The organism is Bradyrhizobium sp. SUTN9-2, from assembly GCF_003122645.1.
GTDB lineage: Bacteria > Pseudomonadota > Alphaproteobacteria > Rhizobiales > Xanthobacteraceae > Bradyrhizobium > Bradyrhizobium yuanmingense.
Genome location: NZ_LAXE01000001.1, coordinates 6,956,274 through 6,976,489, shown reverse-complemented (window position 1 = coordinate 6,976,489; position 20,216 = coordinate 6,956,274). Strand labels below are relative to the sequence as shown.

Below are 20,216 nucleotides of genomic sequence, written 5' to 3'. Positions count from 1 at the left end.
GAGTACCTGCAATGTTGCCTCAATTCGGCACCGCCGTTCGCAAGAAGAATCTCGCCAATGCCGGCGCCGCCGATCTCGGCGGCGCAGCTCCGGACAAGGCCTCGGTGGACGCCGCCTGGCTCGTGCTGGAAGCCGCCAACGACCTCGGCGACCACGCCGCGGTGGACGCCTGCCGCCGCGTCATCGACGCCGAGCTGAACGGCACGGCGGCCCGCAGCGCGGATGTCGATCTCGTGCTGGGATATTTTCGGTAAGGCTCCGGGGATCGCGCGCAGACTGGCGCGCAGCGTAATCCACGATTGCTCTCAGCAGGAGTTCGAGCGTTTGGAGCCTGCATCGCGCCGAAGACCTGACTTCGCCGCGGCCAGGGCTGCGGCGAGCTCGTCGATGTGATAGGGCTTGGGCAGGATCTCGATACCCGCGCTCTCCGCTTCATGGACCGAGGCTTCGGCATATCCGCTGGTCAGCAATATCGGTATGTCGCTTCGTCTTGTCCTGACCTCGCGCGCAAGCTCGACCCCGTTCATGCCGCCCGGCATCATGATGTCGGAGAAGATCAGATCGATGGGACGGCCGTCCGCCAGGGCACCGAGCGCTGCTGCGGCACTGGAGGCGCGTGTGACCTCGTAGCCGAGCTGACCGAGCATCTCGCTGACCAGCGCGGCAACCTCGTTATCGTCCTCCACCAGCAGGATCTGCCCCTGATTGCTCTTTTTCGGGCGCACCCTGGTGAGGTCGATGAGGTGTCGCTCGTCGGAGGGAGTCTCGAAGGATCGCGGCAGGTACAGCTCGATGCTCGTGCCTCGGCCGACCTTCGATTGAATTCGCACCGTGCCCCGCGACTGCGTCGCAAATCCATGGACCTGTGCGAGCCCCAGTCCAGACCCCTTGCCGACGTCTTTGGTCGTGAAGAACGGCTCGAACACCCGCGACATGATCTCCGGGGGCATGCCGACACCGGTGTCGACGACGGACAAGCGGACATAGTCGCCGGCGATCTCCCCATCGTTCAGGTCGGGTAGATTTTCGCCGCGCACGATGATCGTGCCGCCATTGGGCATGGCGTCGCGGGCGTTGACGGCCAGGTTGAGAATGACCAGCTCGAGCTCGCCGGGATCGACCTCCACCGGCCAAAGCTGCTCCGGAAAGTCGAATTCGACATGGACGTCGCCCCTGAGACTGCGATCGAGCAGTTCACGCATGCCGCCGATCTGCGCGGCGACGTCGACAGGCTCCGGCCGGAGTTTCTGCCGCCGTGAGAATGCCAGAAGCTGCTTGGTCAGGCTCGCTCCGCGCTGCGCCGCCTGGATCATCCCGTCCATCAGGCGGCGGCGCCGGGTCGGATCGGTCTGGCGTTCGAGCATGTCGAGGCCGCCGGAAATCACCATCAAGAGATTGTTGAAGTCATGCGCGACGCCGCCGGTGAGCTGGCCGATGGCCTCGATCTTCTGAGCCTGCCGAAGCGTTTCCTCCACGCGTGCTCGCTCTTCGATCTCGAGGCGAAGCTGCGTGTTGGCTTCCTCCAGCGCCTTCGTCCGCTCGATCACCAGCTTCTCGAGCTCCTGGGCCGTCTGCTCGCGCGCCTCGAGCAGAGCCCGGATCTCGTATTGACGCCGCCGAGCCCGCAGTGCGGATTGGATGGTGCTGGTCAGCGTGATCGGTTGAACCGGCCGTTCGAGCAGCGAAACGTTGCGCAGAAGCTCGACGATACTGCGTCGCCAGGCGATGACCGAGGGCTGCTCCCGGTGGCTGGTGAGAACGACGAAAGGCAGATCGGACCACGGCGGCTGGCCGGCGATCCATTGTGCCAGCGCCGCGGTGTCCTTGCCGAACAATCCTTCCTCGGCAAGAAATACGGTGCCAACGCCTGCCGTCATTTCGGTGACGAGTTCGGCCAAGTCCCGGCAACTGATCGCCTCGAGGTTCGCGTTGCGCAAAAGTTCGGCCGATGCCGGTCCGTCGCGGCCCACCGGGGCGAAGACGAGAACGCGGTGATCACGCTGCGCGCTCATTCGAGCGGCCCTTCCGGGAGGGCCGTGCCGGTATAGCGCGGATTGCCGGAAAAGATGCCGCTGAACTCATGAAGAGGCGGGCCCAGCTTGATCCCGCTGCTGCCGAGCCGGAATTCGCGGATGCCGTGCTCGTGGCCGCCGCTGCGCTTCTTGACGACCGACAAGGCGCGCCGAACCGTTCCGGCGAACTCGAAATAGCGCAGCATCACGACTGCATCGCTCAAATAGCTGAGGTCGAGCGGCGTATCCATGGGACCGACAAGCCCATGCTGGGCGAGGATGAGGATGGTGAGCACGCCCTGCTGGGCCAGGTAGCTGAGCAGTTCGTGCATCTGCAGGACGAGGAAACGTTCATCCGGCATCGCGTTCAGATAACCGTTCAAGCTGTCGATGACGATGATGCGGGCATTGTCGACCTCGACGCTCCGGCGGAGCGTTGCCGCGAACTCACCCGGCGACAATTCGGCCGGATCGATCTGCTGAAACCGGATCTTTCCGGAGGCGAGATGTTTGTCCAGCGGCAGCCCGAGCGCTCTGGCGCGGGCCTCCACCGTTCCGCGCCCTTCATCGAAGGCGAAGAATACGGCGTGCTCGCCGCGTTCCGCCGCCGCGATGGCGTAGGTTAGCGCAACTGACGACTTGCCGACGCCGGCCGCGCCGAGGAGAAGAGCGTTGGTGCCGCGCTCGAGCCCGCCTCCCAGGAGCTGGTCGAGCTCGGGGTTGCCGCTGGTCACCATCTCACCGTCGAATGATCTGTGATGTTCGGCTGCGACGAGCCGGGGAAAGATCCGCAGGCCCCCTTGCGTGATCGTAAAATCGTGAAAGCCGCCGCGGAAACGGATGCCGCGCATCTTGATCACGCGAAGCCGCCGCCGCTCGGCGCCGTAGTCGATGGCGAGTTGCTCCAGCATCACCACGCCGTGCGCGATCGAATGCAGTTGCAGATCATCCTGGGAGGATGACAGATCGTCGAGCAGAACCACGGTGCAGTTGCGATTGGTGAAGAAGTGCTTCAGGGCCAGAACCTGGCGCCTGTAGCGAAGCGGGTTCTGCGCCAGCAGGCGCAATTCGGAGAGGCTGTCGAGCACCACGCGGGTGGGATTGATCCGTTCGACCTCCTTGAAGATCAGACCTGTGGTCTCGCTCAGCTCCATCTCGGCGAGATGAAAAACCGTCAGCTCCCGCTCGGGATCAAGCGTCGTTTCCGGCGGAACGAGCTCGAAGATATCGACGCCGTCCAGCGACCAGCCATGCCGCTGTGCCACCACTGTGAGCTCGCTCTTGGTCTCGGAGAGCGAAACGTAGAGAACGCGTTCGCCGTCGCGCACGCCCCGAAGAAGGAATTGGAGCGCAATCGTGGTCTTGCCTGTGCCGGGGCGTCCCTCGTAGAGATACATTCGGTTGGGGTCCAAGCCACCGCCGAGGATGTCGTCCAGACCGTCGCTGCCGGTCGAAATTCTCGGCAAATCCTTGAGGTCGCTGCCTGGAGCAGGCGCGGATTGACCGGTCATGACCCCCCCTTACGCGTATCTTCCCAAAGCTCTCCATGCGCTCCAAGCGCATGCCGGGAGCCGGATTTGACTGAAAAGGTCCGTCTAAGGAACTCCTAGGCCGGGCATGAGTTCCCGCCCGACTGGCGGTCCGGCGACCGGTTCGTTGCCGCTCAGACTGTGCCGACCCGTGGATGGTGTCGGTTCAAAAATGAACACAAACGGTCCGCTCGCGGTCCATCCCGTTGCTGCCCTCACTCCCGGATGCGGTAGATCACGACGTCCTCGCCGTGACGGTTCGTGCTTCGCTCGAGCTGGTAGTTCGACTTCTCCAGCACGCGCCGCGATGCACCGTTCCCGACATACACAATGCCGATGAGAGACGGCAGTGCGAGCTGTGACAGCCCGATGTCCGTCAGCGCGGTCGCGATCTCGCTGGCAAATCCTTGGCCCCAGAATTCGCGCTTGAACGCGTAGGCGATTTCGACCTCGTCGACATCGTCCACGAGAATGTGCCGAATGCCCGCCCGTCCGGCGAAGGCCCCGTCCTTCGTTCGCAGCGTCCAAAGTCCGAAGCCGTGCTGGTCCCAATGGGCCATGTTGGTTGCGAGATAAGCCCTCGTGACCTCGGGCGTCCGCACCCCGCCGAGATAGCGGGAGACCTCGGCGTCGCGATGCAGCACGACGAGGTCGGCGAGGTGATCCTCGCGCAACCGTTCGGCGGTCAGGCGGTCGGTGGTGAAATGGTCCACGGCGACAGATCGCCGCTTCCGAGGCGTGTCGTCGTTCATGCTGCTATCGCTGCGGGCTGATCGTGACATCATGCCCCTGTTTTGCCCGACGGGTCAACGGGCGACGGCCGGATCGTTGCCTTGCGCGTAACTCATTGATTTCACGACCCCCGGTCTACTGTGCATGGGGTTGTTTTCGCAGTTTCGTTTTGGAAGGGCTACCCCGCCCCCAGCGCGACGGCGACGTTGTACGTCACGAGGCTCGCCGCATAGGCCAGCACCAGCATGTAGGCGAAGGTGGCGCCCATCCAGGCCCAGCTTCCGGTCTCGCGCCGGATCACGGCGAGCGTGGAGGCGCATTGCGGGGCGAAGATGTACCAGGCCAGCATCGACAGCGCGGTGGCGAGCGACCATTTTGTCGCCAGCACCTGGCCGATCTGCTCGACCGCTTCACTGCCGCCCTCGATCGCATAGACGGTGCCGAGCGCCGCGACCGCGACCTCGCGCGCCGCCATGCCCGGGATCAACGCCACCGCGATCTGCCAGTTGAAGCCGACGGGGGCGAGCAGGGGCTCGAGCGCCTTGCCGATCATCGCCGCCAGGCTGAACTCGATGGCCGGCCCGGTCGCGCCCGCGGGCGGCTGCGGGAAGGAGGCCAGGAACCAGATCAGCACCATCATCGAGAAGATCGTGGTGCCGGCGCGCTGCAAGAACATCTTGGCGCGGGTGTAGATGCCGATCACGATGGATTTCAGCCGCGGCATCTTGTAGTCCGGCAGCTCCAACATGAACGGCGCCGGCACAAAGTCGCGCAGCATGAAGAACTTGATCACGAACGAGACCAACAGCGCGCTGATGATGCCGGCGGCATAGAGGCCGAACATCACGAGGCCCTGCAGGTTGATGAAGCCCCAGACGTCTCTGGCCGGGATGAAGGCGGAGATGATAAGCGTATAGACCGGAATGCGCGCCGAGCAGGTCATCAGCGGCGCGATCAGGATCGTGGTCAGCCGGTCGCGCTTGTTGTCGATGACGCGCGTCGCCATGATGCCGGGAATGGCGCAGGCAAAGCTCGACAGCAGCGGAATGAAGGCGCGGCCGTGCAGGCCGGCGCCGCCCATGATGCGGTCCATCAGGAACGCCGCGCGCGCCATGTAGCCGAAATCTTCCAGGAGCAGGATGAACAGGAAGATGAGGATGATCTGCGGCAGGAACACGATGACGCTGCCGACGCCGGAGATCACGCCGTTCTGCAGGAAGCTTTGCAGCAAGCCGTCGGGCAGGGTGGCCTGCACCAGCTCGCCGAGCGAGTCGAACCCGGACTTTAGCAGCTCCATCGCCGGCTGCGCCCAGGCGAACACCGCCTGGAACATCACGAACAGGATCAGCGCGAGCACGATCAGCCCGCCGACCGGATGCAGCACGATCGCGTCGATCCGTGCGGTCCAGGTGTCGGGGCGAGCAGGCAGGCTGACGCAGTCGGCGATGATGCGATCGGCCTCGCGTTGGGTGGCGCGCAGCTCGGAGACGCTGAGCGCGCGCCAGCTGTTCTCCACCGGCTCGGCGGCGAGCTCCGCGGAAATCTCGTCGGTCAGCTTGAGCAGGTCGGCCGTGCCGCCCTTGCGCACCGCGATCGAGGTGACCACGGGCACTCCGAGCTCCTTGGCGAGCCGCTTGACGTCGACCGTGATGCCGCGGCGGCTTGCGATGTCGAACATGTTGAGCACGAGGATCATCGGCCGCCCGGTGCGCTTCAGCTCCAGCAGCAGGCGGATGGTCAGGCGCAGATTGGTGGAATCGGCGACGCACAGCACGAGATCGGGCAGGGTCTCGCCGGAGGCCTTGCCGAGCACGAAGTCGCGGGTGATCTCTTCGTCCGGGCTGCGGCCGCGCAGCGAATAGGTGCCGGGCAGGTCGACCACGGAGACCTGGCGGCCGAGCGGGGTGACGAAGAAGCCTTCCTTGCGCTCGACCGTGACGCCGGGATAGTTCGCGACCTTCTGCCGGCTGCCGGTCAGCGCGTTGAACAGCGAGGTCTTGCCGCTGTTGGGCGTGCCGACCAGGGCGAGATGCAGCAGCGGTGCTTCCATGGGATCAAGGGCCTGCGGGGCAGATTGCGGTCGCGCGTCAGGCGACGATGATGGCCATGGCTTCGCGACGGCGGACCGCGATCGTGGTGCTATCGACCCGCACCGCGATCGGATCGCGCCCGACCAACCCCTCATGCAGGATCTCGACCCGGGCGCCCTCGACGAAGCCGAGTTCGATCAGGCGGCTCTCGAGCTCGACGTCCGAAAGCGCCGAGCCAGCCTCTTTGGCGGCAAGGTGTTGGATGACGCCGGTATAGCCGCGCTGGGCCAGACCCAGCGGCATGTGCGAACGCGTATCAGTGGTGTCGGTCATGCCCTGTATTTTCAACGCCGGGCATTGAGGTCAAGCGTGCCCGCGCGCCGAAGCTGCACCTTAGAGCGATTTTAAAGTGCAGAGGCCGGGGCGCCGTCGCGGGCGCCCCCGACGGCTACTGGGCCGGGACCTTGTCCGGCTGGGCGGCCATGGCGCGGCTCTTGAAGTAGTCCAGGACGAAGAGGCGGATCGCCGACGACAGATTGCCCTGCTGGCGGTTGTTGTCGATCTCGCCGACCAGCTCGGACAACGTCATGTTGCGCAGGCCGGAAATCTCTTTCATGCCGTTCCAGAACGCCTCTTCCAGGCTGACGCTGGTCTTGTGGCCGGCGACGACGATCGATCGTTTCACGACCGGCGACTTCATGGCTGCTCCTCGCGATCGATCCGGTGCTGGTCCAGATGCTCCTTGGCCTGGTCCGCCCGCTTCGCCTCGGACGACCGTTCCGCCTTCGTGCGCCCGAACTTCGCCCGGTTGGCGTCCGCCTGCTTCGCCGAGGCTTCCCGCTCGACGCGCTTCCTGAAACGATTCAGGTTGATGACGTTCCCCATGCCGCGTCTCCATCATCCGCTCCTCTTCAGGCAGGATGAAACATTCAGAAACAGGGCGCCACATTGCGCCGCAGAAGACTTGATCGCCATTCGCTCGTCCTCGTCAATCGGCCCTTGGGCCATCAAACGATGAATTTCGCCCCGTCGAGGGCAGTGGAGCTGCGTAACACGCCGCCCCGCCGCAACATTGACGGTAATCAAATCCCGCCCCCAAAACCGCATATTTTTGGGCGCCGAGCGTCCGTATCATTACGGATGGCTATCGGAATTCGGAATCATCCCGGGCTGATCATCTTCTCAGCGCGCACCAGGCGGTCGAACTCGTCGGCCGAGACGAAGCCGAGCCGCAGCGCCTCCTCCTTCAGCGTGGTGCCGTTGGCGTGCGCCGTCTTGGCCACCTTGGCGGCGTTGTCGTAGCCGATCTTCGGAGCCAGCGCCGTCACCAGCATCAGCGAGCGCTGCATCAGCTCCTTGATGCGCTTCTCGTCGGCGCGGATGCCGCTGACGCAATGCTCGGTGAAGGAGCGCGCGGCATCCGCCATCAGGCGGATCGAATGCAGCATGTTGTAGGCCAGCACCGGCTTGTAGACGTTGAGCTCGAAATGACCCTGGCTGCCGGCGACCGTGATCGCGGTGTGATTGCCGAACACCTGGCAGCACACCATGGTCATCGCCTCGCACTGGGTCGGGTTGACCTTGCCCGGCATGATCGAGGAGCCGGGCTCGTTCTCCGGCAGGATCAATTCGCCGAGGCCCGAGCGCGGGCCGGAGCCGAGCAGGCGGATGTCATTGGCGATCTTGAACAGGCCGGTCGCGACCGAATTGATGGCGCCGTGCGCCAGCACATAGGCATCGTTCGAGGCCAGCGCCTCGAATTTGTTGGCGGCGCTGGTGAAGGGGAGCTTCGTAATCCCGGCAACGTGCTTTGCGAACAGCTTGGCAAAGCGCGGCTTCGAGTTGAGACCGGTGCCGACGGCTGTGCCGCCCTGCGCCAGCGGATAGAGGTCCTTCACCGCGATCTTGAGCCGGGCGATGCCGCTTTCGACCTGCGCGGCATAGCCGGAGAATTCCTGACCGAGCGTCAGCGGCGTCGCATCCTGGGTATGGGTGCGGCCGATCTTCACGATCTTCGAAAACTCCCTCTCCTTCTTGCGCAGAGCGCGCAGCAGCTCGCCGAGGGCAGGGATGAGATCGGCATTGATGCGGCTTGCCGCGGCGATGTGCATCGCGGTCGGGAAGGAGTCGTTCGACGACTGGCTCATGTTGACGTGATCGTTGGGATGCACCGGCTTCTTGGCGCCGAGCTCGCCGCCGAGCAGCTCGTTGGCGCGGTTGGCGATCACCTCGTTGAGGTTCATGTTGCTCTGGGTGCCCGAGCCGGTCTGCCACACGACAAGCGGGAAATGGTCGTTAAGTCTGCCTTCGATCACCTCGCGCGCAGCGCGGATGATGGCGTTGGCACGGCGCTGATCGAGCAGGCCGAGCTCGAGATTGGACTGCGCGGCGGCGAGCTTGACCATGCCGAGTGCATGCACGAGTGAGATCGGCATGCGGTCGGTGCCGATGCGGAAATTCTGGCGCGAGCGCTCGGTCTGCGCCCCCCAATAGCGGTCGGCGGCGACCTCGATGGGACCGAAGCTGTCGGTCTCGGTGCGGGTTGCGGGGCGGGCAGTCTTCGAGCGGGACGCTTTGGCCATGAGCACATCCATTCTGCCGCGCGAAACGCCGCACGGCCTGTTCATGTGCTCTTCTATATAGACAGTTGGCCGGGCGCGATGGCTCTGCGCCCAACCTAGATCATTTCTTGCGGAAACGATCGAGCCGCACGACCTCGGCGCCGCCCTGGCTCGGCGGCGGCGACTCGTCGGCAGCTTCCGGCTTCTCCGCGGCAGGTGCCGGGACCGATACGGCCGATGGCGCGGGTGCTGCCGGCAGATTGTCCGGCGCGACCTCGGCGACGTCGGAGGTGTCGAACTGGAGGCCGAACTTCACGGACGGATCGAGGAAGCTCTTGATGGCACTGAATGGCACCACCAGCCGCTCCGGAATGCCGCCAAAGGACAGGCCGACCTCGAAACGATCCTCGAGCACGGTCAGGTCCCAGAACTGGTGCTGGAGGATGATCGTCATCTCCTCCGGATATTGTGCGAGCAGCCGCGGCGAGAGCTTCACGCCTTCGGCCTTGGACACGAAGGTGATGAAGAAATGATGCTCGCCCGGCAGGCCATGGGCTGCGGCATCGGTCAGCACCTTCCGCAGCACGCCGCGCAGCGCATCGCGGGCCAGCACATCGTATCGGATATGATCGGTCGCCATGGTGGTCCTGTTGCATCCAAGCAGCCGGACCCTGCCGATCCGACTCGCCAAGCCGCAATAGTACCGCGCCTGACGGGCGAGCAGGAGTCCCCGCCGGGGAAGAATCAAAGAGTAAAGTGGAGGCTTCTGTTGCCAGGTGCCTCCGAACCCCGCCTAGCGGAGCTTAACCCGCTAGGACTTTAGAGTGGTCTTTCAAACTGCGTTACGCAGCCTGAGCAACCGGAGCAAAGTTGTCGTTGGCAACTATTGCAGTAGCCCGATAACGGCGGAACAATACCGGGAAAAAGTACGCCCTTTACGCCCTCGTCGATCCTATTTCGCCCCCGCCAAAGCCCAGCTTCGGGCACGCCCGATGGTGGGCTTTGGTGGAGGCGCCGGGTACCGCCCCCGGGTCCGAATGGTTTATTGCGACGACCGTTTATTTCCATAGCCGGCGAACCGGCACCCCCAATATAGGGGGCAAAGCTTTCGAAAAACAGAGGGTTGGAGGCGCGATCCCGCGGTTCCCTTTGGATAGGCTTCGGAGTGCCGGGCCTATCGCGGCTCTGGCCTTTGCCAAAGGTCGCCAGCCCGATGTGCCGAATCCTTGCGCATCTCCTGCCCGGCAGTCCCGATCGTTGCGGCCATGCGCATGATGACGCTGCTGCTCCAGCGAACGGACAATGTCAGTCTCAGCGACGTTCAATTTCCTGCGGCGGAAAGTAGCAGCGTGACGAGCCGCAAGCCGACTAGGCGCTGATCTCCACTTCGGCCCGATCTCGCTCTTCGCCGTCGCCGCTGCGCCGGCAGTGCGCGAGACCCACTGCACCGCGGTTGAGGCGAAGCACCAGAGGCCGACCAGGACACCGGTCCGACCTCGCAGGACTTGCCAGGTCCGAACGCTTATCGTGACGTTAATCGGGGCCGATCCAGCAATTGCTGCACTGCGTCTGACCGCGATGGTTGCAGTGGTCGCGTCCATCTCGCGCATCAATCCCCTCTGGCTTTTGCTTGCCGCGGCGTGTTGGGTTTTGCTGGCATTGTCTGATGAAAATCGCTAGGCAGTGATCCGGGCGGGTATCCAGTTCCAGCCGATTTAGAACAGCAGTGCTCGTGACTTACAGGTCGCGGAGGAGACAGGCATGGCCGACACGATGGGCCACTCAGCGACGGCCACCCGAAACACCCGGGTGGCGCTCGGCTTTTGTCTGCTGGCGATTGCGCCGCAGATTTTCGAATTGATCTGGTCGATCGGGACGATTTTCGGCTGGGGGACCGGCCGCGGTCCGGCGGCGGTCGTCACCGGTCATGCGACGGCGCTGCTGGCCGGCGCGCCGAGCGCCCTCTTCGGATCATTCGGCGGCGGCGCCAAGAAGATGTCGTCCGAGGTGCTGCTGGCGCTGATCTATTCCTATCCGCTGTTTGCGGTGGCGATCCTCACCCTGTTTATGACCATCCGCTCGGCGCAAGATTATGTCGGCGGCGTCGTGCTGATGGCCGTTGCCCTGTTCGCGCTGTGGGCATCGAGCGATTTGCAGGGCATGCGTGGCTTCTCCTTCGGTGCGGGCACTGCGCCACGTATGTTCGGTGGGCTGCTGGTTGCCCTGTCTGCCGGCATCGCCTTGACCGGCCTGATCACGGAGGGACCGGCGCTTGCGCATTATTCCTGGCGCGGGCCGCTGTTCGTGGTGGCGGCGATCCTGTTCTTCGCCCTGTCGATCCGGTCCCTCGGTCTCGTTGTCACGGCCTTCTCGAGCTTCATGATTGCGGCGACGGGCTCGCACGAGACGCGCTGGCTGGAAGCGGTGATCGTCGGCGCCTGCCTGACGGTCGGCTGCGCAATCCTGTTTCCCTATGTGCTCGGGCTGCCGATGCCGATGTATCCGCGTTTCCTGATCCAGTGAGGGCGTGATGGATATCTTTGCCAATCTTGCTCACGGCTTCGCCGTCGCGTTCACCCCGATCAACCTGTTGATGTGCCTGATCGGCGCCCTGGTCGGAACGCTGGTCGGCGTTCTCCCTGGCATCGGCACCATCGCCACCGTCGCGATGCTGCTGCCGATCACTTTCGGGCTGCCGCCGGTCGGCGCGCTGATCATGCTCGCCGGCATCTATTACGGCGCGCAATATGGCGGCTCGACCACGTCGATCCTGGTCAACATACCCGGTGAGGCGACATCGGTCGTGACCGCCATCGACGGTCACCAGATGGCCAAGCAGGGCCGCGCCGGTCCGGCGCTCGCGATCGCCGCGATCGGCTCGTTCTTCGCCGGCTGCGTTGCGACCATCCTGATCGCACTGCTCGGCGCGCCGCTGACGAAACTCGCGCTGGCGTTCGGCCCGGCCGAATATTTCTCGCTGATGGTGCTCGGCCTGATCTTCGCGGTGGTGCTGGCCAAGGGCTCGGTGCTGAAGGCGATTGCGATGATCGTGTTCGGACTGCTGCTCTCAATGGTCGGTTCGGACATCGAGACCGGCGCCTCGCGCATGGCCTTTAACATTCCCGAGCTCGCCGACGGTCTCGGCTTTGCGACCGTGGCGATGGGCGTATTCGGCTTTGCCGAGATCATCCGCAACCTTGACCACGGCGCCGAGATGAACCGCGATCTGGTGCAGCAGAAGATCACCGGACTGATGCCCACCAGGAAGGACCTCGGCGATGCGACGCCGCCGATCCTGCGCGGCACCGTGCTCGGCTCGATCCTCGGCATCCTGCCCGGCGGCGGCGCGGTGATCGCGTCCTTCGCGGCCTACACGCTCGAGAAGAAGCTCTCAAAGACCCCGTCCCGGTTCGGCCGCGGCGCGATCGAGGGCGTGGCGGGGCCGGAGAGTGCCAACAATGCCGCGGCACAGACCTCGTTCATTCCGCTGCTCACCCTCGGCATCCCGCCGAACGCTGTGATGGCGCTGATGGTGGGCGCGATGACCATCCACGGCATCGTGCCCGGTCCGCAGGTGATGCAGAAGCAGCCGGATCTGGTCTGGGGCATGATCGCTTCGATGTGGATCGGCAATCTGATGCTGATCATCATCAACCTGCCGTTGGTCGGAATCTGGGTGCGGCTGTTGCGCGTGCCCTATCGGCTGATGTTCCCCTCGATCGTGATCTTCTGCGCGATCGGCATCTATTCGGTGAACAACGCGCCGGTCGACGTCATCCTCGCGGGCGTCTTCGGTCTCGTCGGCTATTGGCTGATCAAGCACGATTTCGAGCCGGCGCCGTTGCTGCTCGGCATGGTGCTAGGACCGCTGATGGAGGAGAACCTGCGCCGGGCGCTGCTGATCTCGCGTGGCGACTGGAGCGTGTTCCTGACGCGCCCGTTGTCGGCGGTGCTGCTTGCGGTCGCGGCAAGCCTGCTCGTCCTTACGGTGCTACCTGTATTGCGCGCCAAGCGCGACGAGGTGTTCACCGAGTCCGAGAACTGAGGTCGTGCGCGCCGAGTCGGCTCGGTCCTGCGTCGGCGCGCCGCATTCGGAAGTCGAATCGACTTGTGTTACGGCTTTGTGAAATGGAAATGCCGGCCTTTGGGCCGGCATTTTATTGTGTCCAAAGGGAGGATCGCCATGACGTTCATTCGCGCGCTTACAGGCGCATGTGCAGCAGCGATAGCATCGCTGGGCGCCTTCATCGCAACGGCTGAGGCGCAGACCTATCCGACGCGCAACATTACCGTGATCGTCCCGTTCGCAGCCGGCGGGCCGACTGACGTGATCTCACGCATCGTCACCGGGCACATGGCGCAAACGCTGGGGCAGAGCATCATCATCGAGAACGTGGTCGGTGCCGGCGGCACCACCGCCACGACGCGTGCCGCGCGTGCGGCCAACGATGGCTATACGCTAATCACCGGGCATATGGGCACGCATGCCGCCTCCGTGCCGCTCTATCCGAAGCTGGCCTATCACCCCGAGAAGGACTTCGAGCCGATCGCATTGCTGGCCGGCACGCCGATCCTGATCCTGGCGCGCAAGGACTTTCCGCCGAAGGATCTCAAGGAGTTCGTCACCTATGTGAAGGCGAATGCCGAGAAGGTGAATGCCGCGCATGCAGGCGTCGGTTCGGTTTCGCACGTCTCGTGCGAACTCCTCCACTCCATCCTCGACATCAAGCCCGTCGGCGTGCCGTTCAACGGCACGGGACCTGCGATGAACGCGCTGGTGGCGGGTCAGGTCGACTACATGTGCGACCAGATCGTCAACGCCGTCCCGCAGATCAATGCCGGCACCATCAAGGCCTATGCGATCGCCACGGCCGAACGAAACCCGTCGCTGCCGAACGTCCCGACCACGGCGGAAGCCGGCCTGCCGGCATTCCAGGCTCAGGCCTGGAACGCGATGTTCGCGCCCAAGGGAACCTCGCCCGCGATCGTGGCAAGCGTGAACGCCGCCGCCGTCAAGGCGCTCGACGACGAGACGGTGAAGAAGCGCCTGCTCGAGCTCGGCAGCGTCATCCCCGCGCCGAAGGACCGAACCCCAGAGGCGCTGGCGACCCTCGTCAAGAGCGAGATCGCGAAGTGGAGCCCGGTGCTCAAGCCGGCGAATTAAGCGAAGGCGATCAAGGCGCTAGGCGAGGGGCGGAACGCTGAGTTCCGCCCCTTGCTGTTTGTGCCGGGAACACTCACTTTTCCGGGTATAATCGACGGCGACAGCGAATCGCCGCTGTCGTAGCGCGGGGGGTGTCGTTAAGTTCGCCGCCTCCCCAAAGGCTCAGTCGCAACATGCACCAGTATCAGGACCTGCTCGAGCGGATTCTTTCCGACGGCGCCGAGAAGACCGACCGGACCGGCACCGGCACGCTCTCGGTGTTCGGCCACCAGATGCGCTTCAATTTGTCGGCCGGCTTCCCGATGCTGACGACCAAGCGGCTGCCGCTGAAGGCGATCGTGCATGAACTGCTCTGGTTCCTGAAGGGCGACACCAACATCAAATATCTGCGCGACAACGGCGTCACCATTTGGGACGAGTGGGCGGACGCCAATGGCGATCTCGGCCCGGTCTACGGCCATCAATGGCGCTCCTGGCCCGCGGCCGACGGGCGCAGCATCGACCAGATCGCCAATGTCATCGACATGATCAAGCGCACGCCTGATTCCCGCCGCCTGATCGTCACCGCCTGGAATCCGGCCGACGTCGAGAAGATGGCGCTGCCGCCCTGCCACCTGCTGTTCCAGTTCTATGTCGCGAACGGCAAGCTGTCCTGCCAGCTCTATCAGCGGTCGGCCGACGTGTTTCTCGGCGTGCCCTTCAACATCGCCTCTTACGCGCTGCTCACCATGATGGTCGCGCAGGTCACAGGCCTGAAGCCCGGCGACTTCGTGCACTCGCTCGGCGACACTCATCTCTATTCCAACCATCTGGAGCAGGCGAGGCTGCAGCTCAGCCGCGCGCCGCGCGCGCTGCCGGTGATGCGGATCAATCCTGAGGTAAAGGACATCTTCTCTTTCCGCTACGAAGACTTCGAGCTCGTCGGCTACGATCCGCATCCGCACATCAAGGCGGAAGTGGCGGTCTAGCGCCTATGTCGCTTACCATCCGCCGTGCACGGCCCGAGGAAGCCGGGCTCGTTCTCTCCTTCATCCGCGAGCTCGCCGAGTACGAAAAGCTGTCGCACGAGGTCGAAGCGACCGAGGCTGACATCGCCGACGCGCTGTTCGGCGAGAGGCCGCAGCTCTATTGCGCGATCGCGGAGTGGAACCGTGAGCCGGTCGGCTTCGCGGTGTGGTTTCTCAATTTCTCCACCTTCAGCGGCCGTCACGGCATCTATCTCGAAGATCTCTATGTGCGGCCGTCACATCGGGGCAAGGGCCTCGGCAAGGCGCTGCTGGCCTATCTCGCCAGGGAATGCGTCGACAACGGCTGGTCGCGCCTGCAATGGGCGGTCCTCGACTGGAACGCACCCTCGATCGCGTTCTACAAATCGATCGGCGCGGTCATGATGGACGACTGGACGCTGTGCCGGGTCACCGGGCCTGCGCTGACCCAGCTTGCCGGGAGCTCTGCCTGATGGAGATCGTCTTCGTCGTCGCCATCGCAGAGAATGGCGTCATCGGCGCGGGCAATGCGATGCCGTGGCGATTGAAGTCCGATATGGCGCGCTTCAAGGCGCTGACGATCGGCAAGCCTGTGATCATGGGCCGCAAGACCTTCGAGACCCTGCGCCGGCCGCTGCCGGGCCGCACCAACATCGTGGTCACGCGCGATCCGGCCTATCGCGCCAATGGGGCCATCGTCACGACATCGCCAGCGGATGCGGAGGCAGTCGCGCGCGGCGACGCTCTGCGGCGTTCGGTCACTGAGATCGCGGTGATCGGCGGCGCCGAGATCTACCGGCAATGGCTCGGTCGTGCCGATCGTCTCGAGATCACCGAAGTGCACGCGCGCCCAGAAGGGGACACGCATTTTGAAATCGACAAGGCGGAATGGGACGAGGTCGAACGCATCCGCCATCCGGCCGGCCCCGACGACAGCGCCGACCTGTCCTATGTGACATATCGTCGGCGGCGCGGCCATTAACCGCTTTTGCCAATGTTTACATTGACTTTTTCGTGCCCGAGCATAGCTCGGAAGACGGTCAGGGCTGCGTTGTAAGGGACTTGCCTGTCCCCTATAAAGCCGGACCGGACAAAGCGGGCGGTGGCAATTCCACCCTGCCGAGGAGAACGTCGAATGCCGTGGAAGAATCAGGGCGGTGGCCCGTGGGGCTCGGGTCCAAAGGGACCGTGGGGCTCAGGCCCGCAACCGGTCGGGCCGAGGCCGCCGGATCTGGAAGACCTTCTGCGGCGCGGCCAGGACCGCCTCCAGCAGATCATGCCGGGCGGTTATTTCTCCGGCATCGGCATCACGCTGATCATCCTGCTGATCGTCGCATTCTGGCTGCTGTCGGGCTTCTTCCGCGTGCAGTCCGAAGAGCTCGGCGTGGTGATGCGTTTCGGCAAGCACGTCCGCACCGTGCAGCCGGGTCTGAACTATCATCTGCCTTATCCGATCGAGACCGTGCTGCTGCCGAAGGCGCTGCGCGTCAACACCACCTCGATCGGCATGACGGTGATCGAGGATCCGGCGCGGCGCGGCCGCTCCATTCGGGACGTGCCGGAAGAGAGCCTGATGCTGACCGGCGACGAGAACATCGTCGACGTTGATTTCACCGTGCTCTGGCGCATCAAGCCGGACGGTGTCGGTGATTTCCTCTTCAACATCCAGAACCCCGAGGGTACCGTGAAGGCGGTCGCCGAGAGTGCGATGCGCGAGGTGATCGGCCGGTCTCAGATCCAGCCGATCCTGACCGGAGCGCGCAACGTCACAGAGCAGAACGTGCACGAGCTAATCCAGAGGACTTTGGACAGCTATGGTGCCGGCATTCAGATCACCCAGGTGCAGATGCAGAAGGTCGATCCGCCCGCGCAGGTGATCGACGCCTTCCGCGACGTCCAGGCGGCCCGCGCCAATCAGGAGCAGCTGCAGAACGAAGCGCAGACCTATGCCAACCAGGTTGTCCCCCAGGCGCGTGGACGCGCGGCCAAGATCCAGCAGGATGCCGAAGGTTACAGGGAACAGGCTGTCGCCGAGGCCAAGGGCCAGAGTGCACGCTTCCTGAAAGTTTACGAGGAATACAAGAAGGCGCCCGACGTGACGCGTGAACGGATCTACCTGGAGACGATGGAGCGCGTGCTCGGCGGGGCCGACAAGCTCGTCTATGACGGTGGCCCCTCGGGCCAGGGCGTCGTGCCCTATCTGCCGCTTCCCGAACTGGCGCCAAAGCGGCCACCTACGACCGGTCCGCAGTCCAGCGGAGGCACCCGATGAAGTCTCCGGTCACAGGTTTTGTCACGCTGCTCTCCCTCCTGTTCGTCGTGATCGTCGGCTATATGTCGTTGTTTACCGTGCAGCAGACCGAGCAGACGATCGTGCTCCAGTTCGGCAGGCCGGTCGACGTCGTCACCGCGCCCGGCCTGCACTTCAAGGCGCCCTGGAACTCGGTGATCAACATCGACAAGCGGATTCTCGATCTGGAGAACCCGTCGCAGGAGGCGATCGCCTCCGACCAGAAGCGGCTCGTGGTCGACGCCTTCGCGCGCTACCGCATCAAGGACGCACTGCGCTTCTATCAGAGCGTCGGCTCGATCCAGGCCGCCAACATCCAGCTCACCACGCTCCTAAACGCGGCGCTGCGCCGCGTGCTCGGCGAGGTCACCTTCATCAACGTGGTGCGCGACGACCGCGAGAAGCTGATGCTGCGCATTCGCGACCAGCTCGACCGCGAGGCCGATGGCTACGGCATTCAGGTCGTCGACGTCCGGATCCGCCGCGCCGACCTGCCGGAGCAGAACAGCCAGGCGGTCTACCTGCGCATGAAGACCGAGCGTGAGCGCGAGGCCGCCGAGTTCCGGGCACAGGGTGGGCAGAAGGCCCAGGAGATCAGGTCCAGGGCCGACCGCGAGGCGACCGTCATCATCGCTGAGGCCAATTCGCAGGCTGAGCAGACCCGTGGTGCGGGCGATGCCGAACGCAACCGCCTGTTTGCAGAAGCCTACGGCAAGGACGCCGACTTCTTCGCGTTCTACCGGTCGATGACGGCCTATGAGAACGGGCTGCGTTCGAACGATACCCGCTTCCTGCTCCGGCCGGAGTCGGATTTCTTCCGGTACTTCGGTAGCCCCTCCGGCAGGACGCCTACCGAGACGCAGGCGAAGCCTTAAGCCAGACAAAGGGCGGCGGATTTCGCCGCCCTTCGTCCAGACAAGAACAGCATAGCGGGAGGTTCCATTCCGATGAGGTCCATTGCGTTCGCCGACTTCCTCATCGGCCTAGGCATCCTGTTCGTCCTCGAAGGCTTGATGTTCGCGGCCAGTCCAAACTGGATGCGCAAAGCCATGAAAAGCGCCATCGCCACGCCGGACAACATCCTGCGGGCGGTCGGGATCGGCTCGGCCGTGGCCGGCCTGGTCCTGATCTGGGTTATGCGGCGCCCGATTTAGGTCTTCGGCCCAACGCCAAAGTGAAGGCGCCAGACTGGTTTTCGCCGTATTATCGGGCTCTTGAGACCCGTTAAGCTCCGCGCTTGCGCCGTGCCCCCGTTAGAGCGCAGTCTGGCGCCGAATCCCTTTTGCCTGGAGATCACAATGACTGCTGCCACCATTGCCCCGTCCCGCTCGCGCCGCCGCGCGCGATTTGGTGTTCGACTTGGGCTGGTTGCGCTCGCCATCGGTGCTTGCGGCGCGTTTGGCGCGCCGGCTCATGCGCGTGGACCGGATGGCATCGCCGACGTCGCCGAGAAGGTGATCGACGCGGTCGTCAACATCTCGACCTCGCAGAACGTCGAAGCCAAGGGCGGAGGCAGCAACTCGATGCCGCAGCTGCCGCCCGGTTCACCCTTCGAAGAGTTCTTCGACGATTTCTTCAAGAACCGCCGAGGGCCCGGCGGCGGCAGCAAGGGCGGCGAGAACAGCGCGCCGCGCAAGACCAATTCGCTCGGAAGCGGTTTCATCATCGACACCGCGGGCGTCGTCGTCACCAACAACCACGTCATTGCGGACGCCGACGAGATCCACGTCATCCTCAACGACGGCACCAAGATCAAGGCCGAGCTGGTCGGCGTCGACAAGAAGACCGATCTCGCTGTGCTCAGGATCAAGCCGACGAAGCCGCTGGTCGCGGTCAAGTTCGGCGACAGCGACAAGCTGCGCCTCGGCGACTGGGTGGTCGCAATCGGCAATCCCTTCAGCCTGGGAGGCACGGTGACTGCCGGCATCGTCTCGGCCAAGAACCGTGACATCTCCTCCGGGCCGTACGACAGCTACATCCAGACCGACGCATCCATCAACCGCGGCAATTCCGGCGGCCCGCTGTTCAATCTCGACGGCGACGTCATCGGCGTCAACACGCTGATCATCTCGCCGTCCGGCGGCTCCATTGGCATCGGCTTTGCCGTGCCGTCGAAGACGGTGGTGGGCGTCGTCGACCAGCTCCGCCAATTCGGCGAGCTGCGCCGCGGCTGGCTCGGCGTGCGCATCCAGAGCGTCACCGACGAGATCGCCGAAAGCCTCAACATCAAGCCCGCGCGGGGCGCGCTGGTCGCCGGTGTCGACGACAAGGGCCCGGCCAAGCCCGCCGGCATCGAGCCCGGCGACGTCGTCGTCAAGTTCGACGGCAAGGACGTCAAGGACCCGAAGGACCTGTCCCGCGTCGTCGCCGACACCGCGGTCGGCAAGGAGGTCGACGTCGTCATCATCCGCAAGGGCAAGGAAGAGATCAAGAAGGTCACGCTCGGCCGCCTGCAGGATCCCGACAAGGTGCAGGCCGCCGTGAAGACCGACGAGCCCGCGCCGGAGAAGCCGGTGACGCAGAAAGCGCTCGGCCTCGATCTCGCAGCGCTGAGCAAGGATCTGCGCACGCGCTACAAGATCAAGGACAGCGTCAAGGGCGTGGTCGTCACCAATGTCGACACCAATTCGGACGCCGCCGATAAGCGTCTGTCCGCCGGCGACGTCATCGTCGAGGTGGCGCAGGAGGCGGTGTCGAGCGGCGCCGACATCCAGAAGCGGGTCGATCAGCTCAAGAAGGACGGCAAGAAATCGGTGCTGCTGCTGGTCTCGAACGGTGAGGGCGAGCTGCGGTTCGTCGCGCTGAGCGTGCAGTAGTGGGCGCTGTTCGCGCCACATTCAACTGTCATGCCCCGCGAAGGCGGGGCATCCAGTACGCCGCGGCTTCTCGGTTCTAGCTTCGCTGCCTCTGGA

General features: G+C 64.3%; 20 protein-coding genes and 1 other RNA gene. 11 read left to right on the top strand and 10 right to left on the bottom strand.

What is annotated here, in order from left to right; translation table 11 throughout:
• Positions 1-11 precede the first annotated feature (11 nt).
• Positions 12-254 (top strand): hypothetical protein, encoded by a 243-nt coding sequence (locus XF30_RS32365; protein WP_109144939.1) that lies wholly within the window; start codon positions 12-14, stop codon positions 252-254.
• Positions 255-305: 51 nt separating this feature from the next.
• Here XF30_RS32365 and XF30_RS32360 read toward each other — a convergent pair whose 3' ends face one another.
• From XF30_RS32360 to ssrA, 10 genes are all read right to left on the bottom strand, one after another.
• Positions 306-2,012 (bottom strand): ATP-binding protein, encoded by a 1,707-nt coding sequence (locus XF30_RS32360; RefSeq protein ID WP_109144938.1) that lies wholly within the window; start codon positions 2,010-2,012, stop codon positions 306-308.
• A complete protein-coding gene (locus XF30_RS32355; protein ID WP_109144937.1) occupies positions 2,009-3,523 on the bottom strand; it encodes an ATPase domain-containing protein in 1,515 nt (504 codons plus the stop codon). The genes XF30_RS32360 and XF30_RS32355 overlap by 4 nt, the downstream gene beginning before the upstream one ends.
• Positions 3,524-3,756: 233 nt before the next feature.
• Positions 3,757-4,254 (bottom strand): GNAT family N-acetyltransferase, encoded by a 498-nt coding sequence (locus XF30_RS32350; protein ID WP_192893474.1) that lies wholly within the window; start codon positions 4,252-4,254, stop codon positions 3,757-3,759.
• Between the two features lie 197 nt (positions 4,255-4,451).
• Complete coding sequence (feoB, locus tag XF30_RS32345; RefSeq protein WP_109144935.1) at positions 4,452-6,323, bottom strand: ferrous iron transporter B; 1,872 nt, start codon at positions 6,321-6,323, stop codon at positions 4,452-4,454.
• A 37-nt stretch (positions 6,324-6,360) separates the two neighbouring features.
• Positions 6,361-6,636: a FeoA family protein gene (locus tag XF30_RS32340; protein WP_036006563.1), complete on the bottom strand. Its 276-nt coding sequence runs from the start codon at positions 6,634-6,636 to the stop codon at positions 6,361-6,363.
• Between the two features lie 115 nt (positions 6,637-6,751).
• The gene (locus XF30_RS32335) at positions 6,752-7,003 is read right to left on the bottom strand and encodes a ribbon-helix-helix domain-containing protein (RefSeq protein ID WP_025038043.1); all 252 of its coding nucleotides are present in this window, start codon (positions 7,001-7,003) and stop codon (positions 6,752-6,754) included.
• On the bottom strand, positions 7,000-7,188 hold the full coding sequence (locus XF30_RS32330; protein WP_109144934.1) for a DUF4169 family protein: 189 nt from the start codon (positions 7,186-7,188) through the stop codon (positions 7,000-7,002). The genes XF30_RS32335 and XF30_RS32330 overlap by 4 nt, the downstream gene beginning before the upstream one ends.
• 275 nt (positions 7,189-7,463) lie before the next feature.
• Complete coding sequence (gene fumC, locus XF30_RS32325; RefSeq protein WP_109144933.1) at positions 7,464-8,897, bottom strand: class II fumarate hydratase; 1,434 nt, start codon at positions 8,895-8,897, stop codon at positions 7,464-7,466.
• Positions 8,898-8,985: 88 nt separating this feature from the next.
• On the bottom strand, positions 8,986-9,504 hold the full coding sequence (locus XF30_RS32320; protein ID WP_036006568.1) for an SspB family protein: 519 nt from the start codon (positions 9,502-9,504) through the stop codon (positions 8,986-8,988).
• Between the two features lie 115 nt (positions 9,505-9,619).
• Positions 9,620-9,986: a transfer-messenger RNA gene (gene ssrA, locus XF30_RS32315) on the bottom strand.
• Between the two features lie 639 nt (positions 9,987-10,625).
• Here ssrA and XF30_RS32305 point away from each other — a divergent pair.
• From XF30_RS32305 to XF30_RS32260, 10 genes are all read left to right on the top strand, one after another.
• The gene (locus XF30_RS32305) at positions 10,626-11,387 is read left to right on the top strand and encodes a tripartite tricarboxylate transporter TctB family protein (protein ID WP_036006570.1); all 762 of its coding nucleotides are present in this window, start codon (positions 10,626-10,628) and stop codon (positions 11,385-11,387) included.
• A 7-nt stretch (positions 11,388-11,394) separates the two neighbouring features.
• Entirely contained in the window at positions 11,395-12,909 is a 1,515-nt protein-coding gene (locus XF30_RS32300; RefSeq protein ID WP_036006571.1) for a tripartite tricarboxylate transporter permease, read from the top strand.
• A 138-nt stretch (positions 12,910-13,047) separates the two neighbouring features.
• The gene (locus XF30_RS32295; protein WP_025038037.1) at positions 13,048-14,028 is read left to right on the top strand and encodes a tripartite tricarboxylate transporter substrate binding protein BugD; all 981 of its coding nucleotides are present in this window, start codon (positions 13,048-13,050) and stop codon (positions 14,026-14,028) included.
• A gap of 173 nt (positions 14,029-14,201) precedes the next feature.
• A complete protein-coding gene (locus tag XF30_RS32290) occupies positions 14,202-14,996 on the top strand; it encodes a thymidylate synthase (RefSeq protein ID WP_036006577.1) in 795 nt (264 codons plus the stop codon).
• Between the two features lie 5 nt (positions 14,997-15,001).
• Positions 15,002-15,487: a GNAT family N-acetyltransferase gene (locus XF30_RS32285; protein ID WP_036037448.1), complete on the top strand. Its 486-nt coding sequence runs from the start codon at positions 15,002-15,004 to the stop codon at positions 15,485-15,487.
• On the top strand, positions 15,487-15,996 hold the full coding sequence (locus tag XF30_RS32280) for a dihydrofolate reductase (RefSeq protein WP_109144932.1): 510 nt from the start codon (positions 15,487-15,489) through the stop codon (positions 15,994-15,996). The genes XF30_RS32285 and XF30_RS32280 overlap by 1 nt, the downstream gene beginning before the upstream one ends.
• 153 nt (positions 15,997-16,149) lie before the next feature.
• The gene (hflK, locus tag XF30_RS32275; RefSeq protein WP_036006585.1) at positions 16,150-17,286 is read left to right on the top strand and encodes an FtsH protease activity modulator HflK; all 1,137 of its coding nucleotides are present in this window, start codon (positions 16,150-16,152) and stop codon (positions 17,284-17,286) included.
• A complete protein-coding gene (gene hflC, locus XF30_RS32270) occupies positions 17,283-18,179 on the top strand; it encodes a protease modulator HflC (protein WP_109144931.1) in 897 nt (298 codons plus the stop codon). Before hflK ends, hflC begins: the two co-directional genes overlap by 4 nt.
• Positions 18,180-18,251: 72 nt before the next feature.
• Positions 18,252-18,458, top strand: a complete 207-nt coding sequence (locus XF30_RS32265; RefSeq protein ID WP_025038031.1) for a DUF2065 domain-containing protein — start codon at positions 18,252-18,254, stop codon at positions 18,456-18,458.
• A 144-nt stretch (positions 18,459-18,602) separates the two neighbouring features.
• Entirely contained in the window at positions 18,603-20,120 is a 1,518-nt protein-coding gene (locus XF30_RS32260; RefSeq protein ID WP_109144930.1) for a Do family serine endopeptidase, read from the top strand.
• Positions 20,121-20,216: the final 96 nt, after the last annotated feature.